18 protein-coding genes are annotated in these 15,589 nt (G+C 71.1%); 5 read left to right on the top strand and 13 right to left on the bottom strand.

Annotated features, from left to right (window positions below; translation table 11 throughout):
- Complete coding sequence (gene cas1e, locus ACT4N7_RS24045) at window positions 1–960, top strand: type I-E CRISPR-associated endonuclease Cas1e (RefSeq protein WP_444831101.1); 960 nt, start codon at window positions 1–3, stop codon at window positions 958–960.
- On the top strand, window positions 957–1,301 hold the full coding sequence (gene cas2e, locus ACT4N7_RS24040) for a type I-E CRISPR-associated endoribonuclease Cas2e (RefSeq protein ID WP_444831100.1): 345 nt from the start codon (window positions 957–959) through the stop codon (window positions 1,299–1,301). The genes cas1e and cas2e overlap by 4 nt, the downstream gene beginning before the upstream one ends.
- A 186-nt stretch (window positions 1,302–1,487) precedes the next feature.
- Here cas2e and ACT4N7_RS24035 read toward each other — a convergent pair whose 3' ends face one another.
- From ACT4N7_RS24035 to ACT4N7_RS24005, 7 genes are all read right to left on the bottom strand, one after another.
- Window positions 1,488–2,630 carry a DUF1700 domain-containing protein gene (locus ACT4N7_RS24035; protein WP_444831099.1) on the bottom strand — a complete coding sequence of 381 codons (1,143 nt, stop codon included), beginning with the start codon at window positions 2,628–2,630 and terminating at the stop codon, window positions 1,488–1,490.
- On the bottom strand, window positions 2,627–2,956 hold the full coding sequence (locus ACT4N7_RS24030) for a PadR family transcriptional regulator (RefSeq protein ID WP_444831098.1): 330 nt from the start codon (window positions 2,954–2,956) through the stop codon (window positions 2,627–2,629). Before ACT4N7_RS24030 ends, ACT4N7_RS24035 begins: the two co-directional genes overlap by 4 nt.
- Window positions 2,957–3,045: 89 nt before the next feature.
- Window positions 3,046–3,897, bottom strand: a complete 852-nt coding sequence (gene mutM, locus ACT4N7_RS24025) for a bifunctional DNA-formamidopyrimidine glycosylase/DNA-(apurinic or apyrimidinic site) lyase (protein ID WP_444831097.1) — start codon at window positions 3,895–3,897, stop codon at window positions 3,046–3,048.
- 3 nt (window positions 3,898–3,900) lie between these two features.
- On the bottom strand, window positions 3,901–4,656 hold the full coding sequence (rnc, locus tag ACT4N7_RS24020) for a ribonuclease III (protein ID WP_444831096.1): 756 nt from the start codon (window positions 4,654–4,656) through the stop codon (window positions 3,901–3,903).
- A 26-nt stretch (window positions 4,657–4,682) separates the two neighbouring features.
- Window positions 4,683–4,865 (bottom strand): 50S ribosomal protein L32, encoded by a 183-nt coding sequence (rpmF, locus tag ACT4N7_RS24015; RefSeq protein ID WP_444831095.1) that lies wholly within the window; start codon window positions 4,863–4,865, stop codon window positions 4,683–4,685.
- Between the two features lie 53 nt (window positions 4,866–4,918).
- Entirely contained in the window at window positions 4,919–5,497 is a 579-nt protein-coding gene (locus ACT4N7_RS24010; RefSeq protein ID WP_444831094.1) for a YceD family protein, read from the bottom strand.
- A 94-nt stretch (window positions 5,498–5,591) separates the two neighbouring features.
- Window positions 5,592–6,314, bottom strand: coding sequence for a DivIVA domain-containing protein (locus tag ACT4N7_RS24005; protein WP_444831093.1), 723 nt, complete (start codon window positions 6,312–6,314; stop codon window positions 5,592–5,594).
- Between the two features lie 126 nt (window positions 6,315–6,440).
- Between ACT4N7_RS24005 and ACT4N7_RS24000 the strand changes: the two genes are divergently transcribed.
- Complete coding sequence (locus ACT4N7_RS24000; RefSeq protein WP_444831092.1) at window positions 6,441–6,881, top strand: GNAT family N-acetyltransferase; 441 nt, start codon at window positions 6,441–6,443, stop codon at window positions 6,879–6,881.
- Here ACT4N7_RS24000 and ACT4N7_RS23995 read toward each other — a convergent pair.
- Both ACT4N7_RS23995 and ACT4N7_RS23990 read right to left on the bottom strand, forming a co-directional pair.
- Window positions 6,871–8,115, bottom strand: a complete 1,245-nt coding sequence (locus ACT4N7_RS23995; protein WP_444831091.1) for an RNA polymerase sigma factor — start codon at window positions 8,113–8,115, stop codon at window positions 6,871–6,873. The two genes, ACT4N7_RS24000 and ACT4N7_RS23995, sit on opposite strands and share 11 nt — an antisense overlap.
- The gene (locus tag ACT4N7_RS23990) at window positions 8,112–8,504 is read right to left on the bottom strand and encodes a YciI family protein (RefSeq protein ID WP_444831090.1); all 393 of its coding nucleotides are present in this window, start codon (window positions 8,502–8,504) and stop codon (window positions 8,112–8,114) included. The genes ACT4N7_RS23995 and ACT4N7_RS23990 overlap by 4 nt, the downstream gene beginning before the upstream one ends.
- 188 nt (window positions 8,505–8,692) lie before the next feature.
- Here ACT4N7_RS23990 and ACT4N7_RS23985 point away from each other — a divergent pair, with 188 nt between their 5' ends.
- A complete protein-coding gene (locus ACT4N7_RS23985) occupies window positions 8,693–10,090 on the top strand; it encodes an alpha/beta hydrolase family protein (protein ID WP_444831089.1) in 1,398 nt (465 codons plus the stop codon).
- A 34-nt stretch (window positions 10,091–10,124) separates the two neighbouring features.
- On the opposite strand, the gene coaD is transcribed toward ACT4N7_RS23985, so the two are convergent.
- Together coaD and rsmD are read right to left on the bottom strand one after the other, a co-directional pair.
- On the bottom strand, window positions 10,125–10,607 hold the full coding sequence (coaD, locus tag ACT4N7_RS23980) for a pantetheine-phosphate adenylyltransferase (protein WP_444831088.1): 483 nt from the start codon (window positions 10,605–10,607) through the stop codon (window positions 10,125–10,127).
- Between the two features lie 31 nt (window positions 10,608–10,638).
- Entirely contained in the window at window positions 10,639–11,205 is a 567-nt protein-coding gene (rsmD, locus tag ACT4N7_RS23975) for a 16S rRNA (guanine(966)-N(2))-methyltransferase RsmD (protein WP_444831087.1), read from the bottom strand.
- Window positions 11,206–11,341: 136 nt separating this feature from the next.
- On the opposite strand from rsmD, the gene ACT4N7_RS23970 reads away from it, so the two are divergent.
- Window positions 11,342–13,471: a HelD family protein gene (locus ACT4N7_RS23970; RefSeq protein WP_444831086.1), complete on the top strand. Its 2,130-nt coding sequence runs from the start codon at window positions 11,342–11,344 to the stop codon at window positions 13,469–13,471.
- Here the strand turns inward: ACT4N7_RS23970 and ACT4N7_RS23965 are convergent.
- The gene (locus ACT4N7_RS23965; protein ID WP_444831085.1) at window positions 13,468–13,692 is read right to left on the bottom strand and encodes a hypothetical protein; all 225 of its coding nucleotides are present in this window, start codon (window positions 13,690–13,692) and stop codon (window positions 13,468–13,470) included. The genes ACT4N7_RS23970 and ACT4N7_RS23965 overlap by 4 nt on opposite strands.
- Before the next feature lie 189 nt (window positions 13,693–13,881).
- Window positions 13,882–15,573, bottom strand: coding sequence for a chaperonin GroEL (groL, locus tag ACT4N7_RS23960; RefSeq protein WP_444831084.1), 1,692 nt, complete (start codon window positions 15,571–15,573; stop codon window positions 13,882–13,884).
- Window positions 15,574–15,589 lie beyond the last annotated feature (16 nt).

Here is a 15,589-nt window from a genome sequence, read left to right as displayed (position 1 = left end):
ATGGCCGACATCCCTGGCGCCAAACCGGTTCCACTGTCCCAACTCACCCGGGCGCAGGACCGCCTCACGTTTGTCTACTTGGAACACTGCGTGGTTCATCGCGATGCCAACGCGATCACTGCCCAAGACAGGCGAGGCACGGTCCACATCCCCGCCGCGACCCTCGGTGCGTTGCTCCTCGGGCCAGGAACGAATGTCAGCCAGCAGGCCATGGTCTTACTCGCGGAGAGCGGATCGACAGCGGTCTGGGTCGGCGAACACGGCGTGCGCTACTACGCCCACGGCCGAACACTGGCACGATCGTCGCGCCTGCTGGAACGACAGGCAGCCCTGGTGTCCAACCGGAATTCCCGCCTGCGCGTAGCCCGCGAAATGTACGCGATGCGATTTCCGGGTGAGGACACAACCGGACTCACCATGCAACAACTCCGTGGCCGAGAGGGCGCCCGGGTACGCCGAATCTACCGCGCCCAAGCCGAACGAACCGGCATCGAATGGGAACGGCGCGACTATGACCCGACCGACTTCGCAGGCGGCTCGCCAGTCAACCAGGCGCTCTCGGCGGCGAACACCAGCCTGTACGGAGTCGTGCACGCGGTGATCGTCGCCCTCGGCTGCGCGCCCGGACTCGGATTCGTCCACACCGGACACATCAAGTCGTTCGTCTACGACATCGCCGATCTGTACAAGGCGGAAATCAGCATTCCGACTGCCTTCGACATCGCCGCCCGCGAAGTCGCCGACATCGGCGCCGAAACCCGGCGCGCGGTTCGCGACCACATGAAAGACGGCGCTTTCCTGGAAACCTGCGTTCGCGACATCAAGACTCTCCTGACCGAGGAGGACGACGCCGTCGAATACGGCCCGGAAGCCTTCGAGGACCCCGATGTGGTCATGCTGTGGGACTACAACGGCCGCAACGTCGCAGGCGGAACCGCATACGGAAACGACGACGAATGACCGTCATCGTCGTCGCCGCCTGCCCGATCGGCCTGCGCGGACACCTGACCCGCTGGCTGCTGGAAATTTCCCCAGGCGTCTTCGTCGGCAAGGTGAGTGCCCGAGTTCGCATCCTGATGTGGGAACGCGTGATCGAGATGGTGAAGAACGGACGGGCGATCATGGTTTACGGCGCCGACAACGAACAGGGGCTCGCATTCGAAGTCCACGCCCACGAATGGCTCCCGATCGACTTCGAGGGCATCAATCTGATGCTGCGCCCCGACAAGACGGAACGAGATCCAACGCGAAAGACCGGGTGGAGTAACGCCGGCAAACGTCGGCGCTTCGGCAGTCGATAGGAACGTTGCCGACGGAAGTGAACGAGAAACACTGTTTCGTTTACAGACCGCCTGGTCAACAAGCGTCCTCCCGCGCACGCGGGGCTGCTCCGGCATCGACTCCTGTCATGTAGACGCGGCGGGTGTCCTCCCCGCGCACGGAGCGGGAGCGGGCCCCCGACGCCCGCTCCTCCTCCGCCACCCCAGCTACTTCGTCGTAGTCACGACCGGAGGTGAGGTCGACACGGATGCGCTCGGGGCCGAGGGGGTGGTTGTGACGGACGGGGTGGTTGCGGCCGAGGGGCCGGGAATCAACGGGACGAACGGCAGGTCTGTCAGTTCCGTGCAGACTCCGGTGTCGTAGCTGACTCGGGGTAGCGGGAACCGGTTGCGGTATTCGTCCTCTACCGGCATCCTCGTCCGGTCGCAGTCGGGGTGGTAGACGTTGAGGGGGCGGCCGGTTTCGTCGTAGAGGTAGAACTCGGTGAGGGGGCGGCCGTCGGCGCCTACGGCGTACACATTGGACAGTCGGGAACCTTCGTAGGTGAGGCCGGACGTGGAGTAGCCGGTGACGTAGTACGGGTTTCGGTCCACACCGGACACCGCGGCCGCCGCCAGCGCCAAGCCGAGGCCGATGGCGAAGGCGTTGGCGGGGATGACGATCATCAGGAGCCGTCGGTCGGTGCGGACCTTGGCGCCGCACCAGAGGAGCAGGGCCGCTATGCCGAGGATGACCAGCAGGCCCGCGGCCCTGACATCCAGCGCGGCGAGGAAACCCAGGGCCAGCAGCACTATCCGGGCCAGCCACCACGCGGGCTGGAGAGTTCTCAGGTACCGCACCGGCTTGACCGGCAAGACACCGACCGCCGACCGGCCGAGGCGTTGGAACAACGCGTACTCCGGCAGGGTGGCGATGTCGGAGCGGCGAACGAGACCGCCGAAGACGAGCCACAGGGCGGGGATGGCCGCGAGCGTGAACAGCGCCAGGAAGACGAAGTGTTCGCCGGTGTAACCGTCCACTGTGCTCAGTCCGGTGAGCGCGGCGACGACGATCACCAGCGCGGTGATCCAGAAGACGTAGCGGCCGCGCACGGCGCGGGGGCGGCCGACCGGCGTGCCGGGTGGCGGATATCCGCCGGCTGCTCGCAGTTCCGCCGCGTAGTCCTCCGGTGTGCCGAGCCGGGTGGTGACCTCCTCGGGCGTGTCGGCTTCGCCGAAGACCTCGGTCACGTGCGGCTCGACGTCCTCCATGACCTCGGCCAGTTCCTCCGGCGGAAGATCGGCCAACGCGGCCCGCACGCGCCTGAGGTAGTCCGCCAACTCTGGGCGGGTGTCGATGTCCCCGTTCACGCCGCCGCCCCCTTTCGCAGAATCCCGTCCAACGTCTCGGAGAACGCCCGCCAGGCCTTCTCCGACTCGACCAGGCGCTCGCGGCCCGCTTCGTTCATCCCGTAGTACTTGCGGTGCGGCCCCTCATCGCTGGGGACCACATAGGACGTGAGGTATCCGGCGCGGTACAGCCTGCGCAGCGTCCCGTAGACCGACGCGTCCCCCACTTCGTCCATGCCGCCGTGCCGCAATCTTCTGAGTACGTCGTACCCGTAGCCGTCCTCGTCCTTGAGTACGGCGAGCACGGCGAGGTCCAGCACTCCCTTGAGCAACTGGCTCGTATCCATGCGCCCTCCCCGGTATCGCGCTACCAACACTATTGCGCATAGCGCAGTACCGCGCAAGGTGGAATGTCAAGGGCGTGCCGGGAAGTGGCTCAGGGGTGACGCTGGCAGCGCGGACAGGAGAACGACGAGCGGTTCATGAACGGTTCGCGCACGATGGGGCGGCCGCACCGGGGGCACGGCAGACCCTCCTGCCCGTACGCGGCGAGCGAGCGGTCGAAGTAGCCCGACTGGCCGTTCACGTTGACATACAAGGCATCGAACGACGTGCCGCCTGCGTCGAGGGCCGCGCGCATCACGTCGGTGGCCGCCGACAGCAGCTCGCCCGCCTTCGCGGCGGACAGTCGGTCGGTGGGCCGGGCCCAGTGCAGACGGGCGCGCCACAATGCCTCGTCGGCGTAGATGTTGCCGATGCCCGACACCAGGGTCTGGTCGAGCAGGGCGCGCTTGACCTCGGTTCGCTTGCGCCGCAACGCGGCTACGGCGGCGGCCGGGTCGAAGGCGGGGTCCATCGGGTCGCGGGCGATGTGCGCTACCGGGACCGGCAGCGGCACGCCGTCGACCTCGACGACCTCCTCGACGGACAGACCGCCGAACGTGCGCTGGTCGACGAACCGCAGCTCCGGGCCGTCGTCGGCGAAGACCATCCGCACGCGCAGGTGTTTCTCGTCCGGGGTGCCCGGCGGCTGGACGAGCATCTGGCCGCTCATGCCCAGGTGCGCGAGCACCGCCTCGCCGGACCCCAGCTCGACCCACAGGTACTTCCCGCGACGACGCGCGGCGACCAGCTCGCGGCCCACGAGCCTGCCCGCGAAATCCGCCGCACCCGGTAGGTGGCGGCGGACGGACCGGGGATGGAACACCTCGACCCGGGCGATCACGCGGCCCTCGACGTGGTTCTGCAATCCGCGCCGGACGACTTCGACCTCGGGCAGCTCGGGCACGGCTCAGGACTTGTCGGCGCCGGCGTCCGCCTGTGCGGAGTCGGTCGACTCCGACAGCTCGCGCCAGGCCGCCTCGGCGGCCTTCTGCTCGGCTTCCTTCTTGGTGCGGCCGTCGCCGTTGCCGTAGCCCTGGCCGTTCACCACGACGATGGCGGTGAACTCCTTGCGGTGGTCCGGCCCTTCCTCGCGCACCCGGTACTCGGGCACGCCCAGCCCGGCGGACGCGGTCAGCTCCTGCAGGCTCGTCTTCCAGTCCAGCCCGGCCCCGCGCAGCGGCGCGGCGGTCAGCAGCGGGTCGAAGTGCCGGTGGACCATCTCGCGCGCGGTGTCGATGCCGTGCTGCAGGTACACCGCGCCGATCACGGCCTCCATGCCGTCGGCCAGGATGCTGGCCTTGTCGCGGCCGCCGGTCAGCTCCTCGCCCTTGCCGAGCAGCAGGTGCGCGCCGAGGCCGCCGTCGCCGAGGGCGCGCGCGACGCCCGCGAGCGCGTGCATGTTGACCACGCTGGCGCGCAGCTTGGCGAGCTGGCCCTCGGGCAGGTTCGGGTGCGCGCGGTAGAGGTGATCGGTGACCACGAGCCCGAGCACGGCGTCGCCGAGGAACTCCAGGCGCTCGTTGGGCGGCAGGCCGCCGTTCTCGTAGGCGTACGAGCGATGTGTCAGCGCCAGCACGAGCAGCTCGGCGTCCAGATGGACGCCGAGCGCGTCGAGCAGCGATTCCGGGTCCGCCGTCGGGCCCCGGGACGCCTTACCCCCCATGGCGTGGTCCTACTTCCGCCGTGGGATCACGCGGGCTGCGTGACCTGGCGACCGTCGTACTGGCCGCAGGTCGGGCAGGCGATGTGCTGCGGCTTCGGGGCGCGGCACGCCTTGTTCGAGCAGTTGACCAGGTGCACCGCAGTGGTCTTCCACTGCGACCGGCGCGAGCGGGTGTTCGAACGCGACATCTTCCGCTTGGGGACGGCCACGACTAGATCTCCTCTTGACGAGCTGTTGAGCAGGATCGAAAGCTACTACGTGACTACAAACCGCGATCCTGTTGGAACCGCTCTTGCAGCGCGGCCCACCGAGGGTCAATGGTCTCATGCCGGTGATTCGGACCGAGATCGGCCCACTTGCCGCCGCAGTCCGCGCACAGGCCCGCGCAGTCGGGCGCGCACAGCGGCACGTGCGGCAGGGCCAGCACGACCGCGTCGCGGACCACCGGCTCCAAGTCGATCAGGTCGTCGACGAGCCTGCCGACCTCGTCGTCGTCGGTGGTCGTGTCGGTGGCGCTGTCCGGGTAGGCGAACAGCTCGGTGATGTCGACCTCGGTCTCGTCGGCGATCGGGTCGAGGCAGCGGGAGCACTCCCCCGCCAACGGACCGGCCGCGGTACCGGTGACGAGCACGCCCTCGACCACGGACTCCAGCAGCAGGTCCAGCTCGACGTCGGCGCCCACGGGCACGGCGATGACGCCGTCGATCCCGAGCGGGTAGGTCGTCTGGGCCGCGCGGCGCAGCGGGCGGCTGGACCCGGGCCGCCGTCCGAGCTCCCTGGTGTCGATGACCCAGGGACTGCTCAGTACCGGGCGCGCCGGGCTCTTGCGGTTGTCGGACATGGTGGACTCAGGTCAACCTTCGGGCGGATTCGGCGCAGCGCGATCTGCGCGGCAGGCGAGAACAGCGTACGCGACGCGCCGGGGTGCGGAAAAATCAGCCGTGGTAGTCGAACGGCACGGCGCCCGCGGGCACCCCGGTGAGCGCGCCGCGCAGGTGCACGCGGCCCTTGCCGACCGTGCGCAGGGTGTGGGTGAGCAGATCCTCGATCTCGGCGAGCTTGCCGTCGACGTACTCGTCGCACTCGCCGCGCTTGCGGGCGGCCTCCTCGGCGGCGGCGTCGAGCAGCCGGGCCGACTCGGCGTGCGCGGCCTGCGCGACCTCCGTCTGCGAGACCAGCCTGCCCTGCTCGAAGCGGCCCTCCTCGACGGAGCGCTCGTAGGACTCGCGGCCTGCCTGGATCATCCGGTCGGCCTCGGACTGGGAGCGCCCGACCAGGCTCTCGTACTCGGCGCGCCCGGCGGCGACGGCGCGGTCGGCCTCGTGCTGGGCCTCGGCGACGAGCCGGTCGGCGTGTGCGGACGCCTCGGCGACCAGCCGCTCGGCCTGCGCGCGGGCCTCGGCCAGGGTGGTCCCGGCCTCCAGGTTCGCCTTGCTCACGGTCTGCTCGGCCTGGTGCTCGGCGCCGCCGACGATCTCGTCCTTGCGGTCGAGCACGTCTTGGGCGTCGTCGACCTCGGTGGGCAGCGCGTCGCGGATCTCGTCGAGCAGTTCGAGGACGTCGCCGCGCGGCACGACGCAGCCGGAGGTCATCGGCAGCCCCCGGGCCTCCTCCACGATCGTGACCAGTTCGTCGATGGCCTCGAAGACCTTGTACACAGCTCCTCCTCGCACCTGTCGCCAGGCTCCCCGGACTCCCCCAGTCGATTCTGCCTGTTCGCCGGGGCGCGGGGGTGGACGTGCGGCGGGCGTGTCGGTTGACCCGCTGTGGCAGGCTGTCGCCCCGTGAAGATCCGTCCCGCGCAGCTCGACGATGTTCCCGCCATCGTGGCCATGCTTGCCGACGACCCGCTCGGCGCCGCCCGCGAGAGTCCCGGCGACCCGCGCTACGCCGAGGCGTTCGCCGCCATCGACGAGGACCCCAACCAGTTGCTGATCGTCGCCGAGGCCGACGGCGAGGTGGTGGGCACCCTCCAGTTGACCATCACCCACGGCCTGTCCCGGCTGGGCGCCACCCGCGCGACCATCGAGGGCGTGCGGGTCCGCGCCGACCAGCGCGGCGGCGGCCTGGGCCAGGAGTTGTTCGAGTGGGCGATCGAGGAGGCGCGGGCCGTGGGCGCCGCGCTGGTCCAGCTCACCACCGACGCCACGCGCGCCGACGCGCACCGCTTCTACGAGAAGCTCGGCTTCGTCGCGAGCCACGTCGGGATGAAGCTCACGCTCTGATCGCGGCGGCCTTGGCGTCGAGGTAGTCGCGCTCGGGGGTGCTGGTCGTGCGGCGGGCCGCCCGCAGGTAGTGGGCGCGGGCGGCGGCGTGCTCGCCCGCCAGCTCCAGCAGGTGCGCGCGGACGGCGTCGAAGCGGTGGTTCGCGGTCATCCGGCTGTCGGCGTCCAGCGGCGCGAGCAGGTCGAGCCCGACGCGCGGCCCGTGCACCATGGCGGCGGCGACGGCGTGGTTGAGCGTGACCATCGGGTTGTCCGAGATGCGCAGCAGCAGCTCGTAGAGCGCGAGGATCTGCGGCCAGTCGGTGGCCTCGGCGGTGCCGGCCTCGTCGTGCACGGCCGCGATCGCCGCCTGGAGCTGGTACGGGCCGAACCGGTGCGTGGCGGCCAGCGCGGCGGTGACCAGCGCGACGCCCTCGGCGATGGCCGCGCGGTCCCAGCGGGTGCGGTCCTGCTCGCTCAGCGGGATCAGCGCGCCGTCGGGCCCGGTGCGCGCCGGGCGCCGCGCGTCGGTGAGCAGCATGAGCGCGAGCAGGCCGGCGACCTCGGTGTCGTCCGGGAGCAACCCGTGCACCTGGCGGGTGAGCCGGATCGCCTCGGCGGCCAGCCCGCGCCGCTCCAGCGGGCCGGAGATGCTGGTGTAGCCCTCGTTGAAGATCAGGTAGAGCACGTGCAGAACGGTGCCGAGCCGCTGCGCCCGTTCGGGCTCCGGCGGCATCCTGAACCCGACGCCGGAGTCCTTGATCCGCTGTTTGGCTCGGGTGACGCGCTTGGCCATGGTCGCCTCGGGCACCAGCAGGGCGCGGGCGATCTCGTCGGTGCTCAGGCCGCCGACCGCGCGCAGGGTGAGCGGGATCTGCGCGCCCGGGGTGAGCGCGGGGTGGCAGCAGAGGAACAGCAGGATCAGCGTGTCGTCCTGGTCCGGCCCGCGCGCGGAGTCGGCGGCGGGCGCCATGAACCGGTCGCGCGGGACCCGGGTCAGCTCGGCGTCCTCACGGTCGCGGCGGGACTGCTCGGCGCGCAGCAGGTCGATCATCCGGCGGGCCGCGACCCGGATCAGCCACGCCCGCGGGTTGTCCGGCCGCCCCTCCTCCGGCCACTGCCGAGTTGCCGCGAGCAGCGCCTCCTGGACGGCGTCCTCGGCGGTGTCGAAGTGCCCGTAGCGGCGCACGAGCGCGCCGAGAACCTGCGGCGCCAGCTCGCGCAGCAGGTCCTCGGCGACCGGTGGCTCGGTCACGCCTCCAGCACGCCCGCCTCGTCCATGATCGGGCGCAGCTCGACCGTGTCGCCGGTGAAGTCGACGATCCGGGCGGCGATCTCCACGGCCCGGTCGTAGCTCTCGCAGTCCACGATCGCGAAGCTGACCAGGACCTCCTTGGACTCCGCGAACGGCCCGTCCGAGGCGACCGGACCGCCGTCGGCCTTGCGGACGGTCTTGGCGTGCGCCGGGTCGGCCAGGCCCTCGGTGCTGACGAACTCGCCGGACTCGCCGAGCTCTTTCACCAGGTTCTCGAAGAAGTCGCACGCCGCCTGGACGTCGGCGGGCATCTGCTGGGTGGCGCTCCACTCGGCGTTCGCGGCGTCCCACGCCTCGCGGTTGGTGTAGGCCAACATCATGTACCTCATCGCTGACTCCCTCACGGTTCGCGATGCCCGCCGTGGGCATCTTCCGCCGGTGACGTCGGAGCGGCCCGCCCGGGATGGACACCGGTCCGCGAATTCTGCCCCAGAAAGTTTCCGCCGCGGGGATGTCCAGCCGGTCTCGTCCGCTCCGACGTACCGGCGAACCGATCCACCGGCGGAAGGACAGGACCATGGCTCAGCGGAAGAGGGGAGTCCTCATCGGACTCCTCGTCGGACTCCTCGTCGGACTTCTCGTCAGCCTGGGCGGCCAGGCGGCCGCCGAGGAGGACGAGCGGCGCAGTTACACGGGCACGATCGAGGGCGCGGACTTCCGGGTCGAGGTGCCGCGGCGCTGGAACGGCACCCTGGTGCTCTACAGCCACGGCTACTACACCCCCGAGGTGCCGCCCGGGATCTGGCTCGCGACCCGGCCGGAGACCGAGGAGTGGCTGCTCGACCACGGGTACGCGCTGGCCGGGTCGGACTACCGCGGCCGTACGGGCTTCGCGGTCGAGCAGGCGCTGCACGACCAGGTCGCGCTGCTGGACTGGTTCGCCGCGCGGGTCGGGCGCCCGCGCCGGACGGTCGCCAGCGGGATGTCGATGGGCGGCGGGATCTCGGTGCTGCTGGCCGAACGGAATCCGCGCCGGTTCGCCGGGGTGCTGGCCCAGTGCGGCGACCTCGACCTGAACGGGTCGTGGAACACCGCGCTGGACGTCGCGTTCACGGTCCGCGCGCTGCTCGCCCCCGACCAGGGCGTCGACCTGGTCCGCGCGACTGACCCGGCGGCCAGCGGCCGGGCATTGCAACACGCTGTCGAGCGGGCGCTGACCACACCGCTGGGCCGGGCCCGGCTGGCGCTGGCGGGCGCGTTCGGCAACATCCCGGACTGGGCGTCGGCGCACGCGCCCCGGCCGACCGATCTGGTCGAGCGGATCGGCCAGCAGGCGGCGTGGACGCACGGGGCCTACGTCGGCGGGCTCGGCCCGACCGGGCGGGTGGACCTGGAGCGGCGCGCGGGCGGCAACCCGTCCTGGAACACGGGCGTCGACTACGGCCGCCAGCTCGCCCGATCGAGTCAGCGTGAGCTGGTCGAGCAGGCGTACCGGGCGGCGGGCGCCGACCCGAGCGCCGACCTCGGCCTGCTGGCGGCGGCGCCGCGAATCAGCGCCGACCCGGCCGCCCTGGCCTACATGTACCGCCACGCCGTCCCGCGCGGGACGACCCCGGCGCCCGTGGTCACGCTGCACGACACGGGTGACGGCGGCGCGATGGTCGACCAGGAGCGTTGGTACGCCGAGCAGGTCCGCCGCGCGGGTGACCCGAACCGGCTGCGGCAGCTCTACGTCGACCGCGGCAGCCACTGCGCGTTCAGCGCGGCCGACGAGATCGTCGCGCTGCGGACCCTGTTCGCCCGGATCGACAGCGGCCGGTGGCCCGACACGAGCCCCGACCAGCTGAACGCCGCGGCGGGCGCGTTCGACGGGCGGTTCCACCTGGTGCTCGACCTGCTGACGTTCCACGAGCAGGCCATGCCGCCCGCGTTCGTCCGGTTCACCCCGCCGCGGTTCCTGCGCCCGTCGCGCTGAGCCTCCAGACGGCCACCTCCGCGCGAGGTGGCCGTCAGGCGTTCTCGGCGAGCCGCTTGACCAGGCGCTGGTGCACGTTCGGGGGGAGCAGGTGGGAGACCTCGCCGCCGAAGGTGGCGACCTCCTTGACCAGCGAGCTGGACAGGAAGCTGTTCGCGGGCGAGGTCGGCATGAACATGGTCTCCACGCCGGTCAGGCCCTGGTTCATCTGCGCCATCTGCAGCTCGTAGTCGAAGTCGCTGACCGCGCGCAGGCCCTTGACGATGGCCTGGACGTCGTGTTGGGCGCAGTAGTCGACCAGCAGGCCGTACCAGGAGTCGACGCGCACGTTCGGGAGGTCGGCGGCCAGCTCGGCCAGCATCTCCATGCGTTCCTCGACGGTGAACAGCCCGCGCTTGTTCTTGTTGATCATGACCGCGACGACCACTTCGTCGAACAGGCTCGCGGCGCGCGCGATGATGTCGAGGTGGCCGTTGGTGGGCGGGTCGTACGAGCCGGGACACACAGCGCGCGTCATGGGCCCGGACCGTAGCAGCCGAATCCGGGCGTCACGGCGGCGCGGTGACGTGTGTGGCCCAGTGCAGTTCGGTGTCGCCGTAGCGCCGGGTGCGGCCCGGGGCGAGGGCGGCAGGCCAGTCGGGCTCGCCGGAGCGGCGGGCGCGCTCCACGATCACGGTCGAGCCCGGCGCGGTCCAGCCGTTGCCGACGAGCGCGGCGAGCACGGCGGCCAACTCGGGACCGGGCACCGCGTACGGCGGGTCGGCGAACACGAGGTCGTAGGCGGCCTCCGGCGCGGCGGCGAGCACCTGCGCGACCCGGCCCGGCCGGATGTCCGCCCCGGGCAGCCCGACGGCAGCGGCGTTGTCGCGCAGCACGGCGACCGCGGCCCGGTCGGACTCCACCAGCGTGGCCACCACGGCGCCCCGCGACAGCGCCTCCAGGCCGAGCGCGCCGGACCCGGCGTAGAGGTCGAGCACCCGGGCGCCGTCGAGGTCCACAGCGGATTCCAGGGCGCTGAACAGCGCCTCCCGCACCCGGTCCGCGGTGGGCCGGGTGCCCTTCGGGGGCACGGCCAGCCGCCTGCCACCGGCGGCGCCCGCGACTATCCTCGTCACCGGCCCATGGTGCCCGACCGCCGTGGAACGTCACCCAACCGGGGTGAGCCGGCGCACATCGGCCACGCGGACGATTCGGGCCGGAGCCAAAGCGCGTAATCTCGCTCTCCCGTCCGAACAACCGTGGGAGCGCTGCGTGTCGGAGACCTCTGTGAGAGAGGCCGAGATCGCGGTCGAGCAGCGTCACGTAGACGTCGTCTACGCGCGGGTCGCCGAGATGCGCGTCGAGGCCGAGGCGATGCGCACCCGCGGCGACGAGCTCGCGCACGGCGCGCGCAACGAGGCCGTCTTCGAGCAGGCCGCGATGCTGTTCGACCGGGACGTGATGGTCCGCCACGCCAACCAGATCCTGCGCACGCTCGACGCCGAGCACGAGGGCCTGGTGTTCGGCAGGCTCGACAGCACCGACGGCGAGACGATGTACGTCGGGCGGCTCGGGGTGCGCGACGAGAACTTCGACAACCTGGTCACCGACTGGCGCGCGCCCGCGGCGGGGCCGTTCTACCAGGCGACTGCCGAGCAGCCGATGGACGTGGTGCGCCGCCGGGTGATCCGCTCGACCGGGCAGAGCGTGGTCGACATCGATGACGACCTGCTGATGCCCGAGCACGAGCTCGACGGCTTGGCCGTGGTCGGCGAGGGGGCGCTGATGGCGAGCCTGACCCGGGCGCGCGGGTCGAACATGCGCGACATCGTGGCCACCATCCAGCGCGAGCAGGACGAGGCGATCCGCGCGCCGTGGCGCGGGGTCACCGAGATCACCGGCGGGCCGGGCACCGGCAAGACGGCGGTGGCGCTGCACCGGGTGGCGTACCTGCTCTACCGCGACCGCCGCCGGATGGGCGGCTCGGGCGTGCTGGTGGTTGGCCCGTCCGCGGCGTTCACCTCGTATATCTCGCGCGTGCTGCCGTCGATGGGCGAGGACAACGTGGAGCTGCGCGCGCTCAGCGACCTGCTCGACGGGGTCAAGGCGACCCGGGTCGACCCGGCGCCGATCGCCGCGGTCAAGGGGTCGCTGCGGATGCGCCGGGTGCTGAAGAAGGCGATGCGCGACGCGCCGCCGGACGCGCCGACCGAGCTGCGCATCGTCTACCGGGGCGAGGTGCTCAAGCTCGACGCGCGCGAGCTGGACGCGGTGCGCACCAAGGTCCACAATGGACGGCGTCCGCCGAATCAGTCCAGAGTGGACGCCGCGGAGGCACTGCTGGAAGCGTTGTGGCGCAAGGCGGATTCCTATGAAGACTTCCCGGTCAACCGGGCCGAGCTGATCACCGACCTGGGCGAGCGAATCGACTTCCACCGGTTCGTCGTGGTGTGGTGGCGAATCGTCACTCCGGCGGAGATCCTGCTGTCCCTGTCGGACCGCAGGCGGCTCGCGCGGGCCGCGGGCCGGGTGCTCACCCGGTCCGAAGTGGACCTGGTGGCCGACTCCTGGGCCGACCCGGCGGCGGGCCCGACCACGGCCGACGTCGCCCTGCTGGACGAACTGCGGGTGCTGCTGGGCAAGCCGCCGAAGCGGCGCAGGCGCCGGGTGGACACCTCCGCCGCGGAGCTGCGCACGTGGTCGGAGCGGCAGAGCGGCCCCGGCTATCACCGCCCCGACGACTACGACGAGTACTCGCACATCGTGGTGGACGAGGCGCAGGATCTCTCGCCGATGCAGTGGCGGATGGTCGGCAGGCGCGGGAAGTACGCGAGCTGGACCGTCGTGGGCGACCCGGTGCAGAGTTCCTGGCCGGACCCGGCCGAGGCCCGCCAGGCCCAGGACGCGGCGTTCGGCGGGCCGAGCGCGCCGCGGCGGCGATTCGCGCTGCGCACGAACTACCGGAACTCGGCGGAGATATTCCGGCTCGCCGGCCGCGTCGTCACCGACGTGGCCACCGCCGACCAGTTGCCGCATGCCGTGCGCAGCACGGGAATCGAACCCTCGGTGCGGGTGTGTTCGGCGGCCGAGCTGACCCCGGGCGCGGTCGCGGCGGCGCGGGAGCTGCTGGAGGTGGTCGACGGCACGGTCGGGGTGATCACCGGCTCCGGCCGGGTGGACGCCATGCGCGAAGCCGTGCTGGCCTTGGGCGAAGAACGCCTACGGGTGGTGGACGGCTTGGAGTCCAAGGGTTTGGAGTACGACGCGGTCGTGCTCGTGGCGCCCGGGGAGCTGGTGGCGGAGTCGACCACGGGCCCGCGGACCCTGTACGTGGCGCTGACCCGCGCGACCCAGCGGCTCACCGTGCTGACCACCGACCCCTCCTGGCCGGACGGCCGCTAGACAACCGTCCGAATGACCACAGTGGACAGCGTCACCGCGGTGACCACCAGACTCGCCCAGAGCACGGTGTGCGCGTGCCGCTGCCACCACCGAGCCCGACGCAGCGCGGAGCGTGGGATCAGCTCCCAGTCCACGAACCGCACCGCCACCAGATAGACGGTCATCGCGACCATCCCGAACCCGCCGAACGCCGCCGCGCGCAGCAGCAGGTCATCCACCATGTGCGGCCTCCGTCACGCGATCATCGCCGAGACTGGGTGAACCCGGGCGCCGCGACACGACCGGGCCCACACGTGGGTGGGGGGTTCTCCTCCCTTCGCGGACGGGCGCCGCCCGCGGCGTGGTGTCGATGCACCAGCCGAGGGCGGCGAGTCCGTCGAGCGAGTCGGACAGACACCGGGTGTGGGCACTCATCCGACCGACGGGCCGAGCCCGAGCGACTGCGGTGTGCTGGCGTCCGGCGACGGCTGGCGCAGGCCCTCGTCCAGCTCGCCGTACTCGGTCATCAGGGCAGCGCTGCCGCCCCACGGGGTCTGCGCCTCGGCGATCAGCGAGTTCGTCGTGAGCAGCAGACCAGCCACCGACGCGCCGTTCTGCAACGCGCTGCGCACCACCCGCAGCGGGTCGATGATGCCCATCTCGACCAGGTCGCCGTAGCGGCCTTCCAGCGCGTCGAACCCTTCGTCCAGACCGAGTTCGGTGGTCTTGGCGACGACCTCCTGGCCCGCGTACCCGGCGTTGCTGGCGATGAGGAACGCGGGCTCGGTGAGCGAGCGCCGCACGATCTCCACACCGATGGCGTAGTCGCCGGTCACGTCGAGGTCGTCGAGCGCCTGCTCGGAGTGCAGCAGCGCGGCGCCGCCGCCCGCCACGATGCCCTCGGCCATCGCGGCCCGGGTGGCCGACAGCGCGTCTTCCACCCGGTGCTGGGTTTCCTTGAGCTCGGCGGGTGTCGGCGCGCCGACCCTGATCACCGCGACTTTGCCGCTGAGCGCACCGATCCGTTCGCTGAGCACATCTTCGTCCACCCCGAACGACGCCCGCTCCAGCTCGGCCCGCAACTGGGCGACCCGGAACTCGACGGCGTCGGCCGATCCGCCGCCGCCGACGATCGTGGTGTTGTTCTCGGTGATCAACACCTGGTCCGCCCGGCCGAGGTGGTCCAGCGTCATGGTCTCCAGGGTGAATCCCGAGTGCTTGCTGAGCACCGCGCCGCCGGTGACCGCGGCGAGATCCTCCAGCTTGCGCAGCCTGCGGTCGCCGAAGCCGGGCGCCTTCACCGCGCACGCGGTGAAAACGCCGCTGACGTGGTTGTGCACCAGCATGGACAGCGCGGTGCCCTCGATCGTCTCGGCGATCACCAGCAGCGGCCGGGGCGCGCGCATTATCTTGTCCAGCAACGGAAGCAGCGACTGCACCTGGGAGATCCGGTCGCTGCACAGGAGAATGTAGGGATTGTCCAGGGTGGCTTCGAGCCGGGCCGGGTTGGTCACCAGGTAGGGCGAGAGGTAGCCGTTGTCGAACTCGAAGCCCTCGACGAAGTCCACCCGGATGCCGTTGTCCGAGGTCTCCTCGACCGTGACGATTCCGCTGTCCCCCACGGTGAACAGCGCGCGGGCGATGACGGCGCCGACCGCGTCGTCGTCGTTGGCCGAGATCGCCGCGACGCGCTGGTAGTCCAGTTCGGTGGCCACCGGGTGCGCGACCTTGTGCAGGTGCTCGACCAGCCTGCCGACCGCCAGGTCGATGCCGCGCTTGACCAGCACCGGGTTGCCCCCGCCGCCGATCGCCTTCATCCCCTCGCGCACGATGGCCTGCGCGATCACCGTCGCCGTGGTGGTGCCGTCGCCGACCATGTCGTTGGTCTTGATCGCGGCTTCCTTGACCAACTGGGCGCCCATGTTCTCGAACTGGTCGCTCAGGTAGATCTCCTTGGCGATCGTCACGCCGTCGTTGGTGACCACCGGCGTCCCGGTGATCTTCTCGATGATCACGTTGCGGCCCTTGGGTCCGAGGGTCGACTTGACCGCGTCCGCCAGCTTGTCCACGCCCGCTCGCAGCAGATCACGCGCTTCGGAGTCGAACCGCAGTTCCTTGGCCATGGCTTTTCTCCTTGGT

Source organism: Actinokineospora sp., from assembly GCF_052390155.1.
Taxonomy (GTDB): domain Bacteria; phylum Actinomycetota; class Actinomycetes; order Mycobacteriales; family Pseudonocardiaceae; genus Actinokineospora.
Note: the sequence above shows the minus strand (reverse complement) of the source record. Positions and strands in the feature narration are given on the sequence as shown.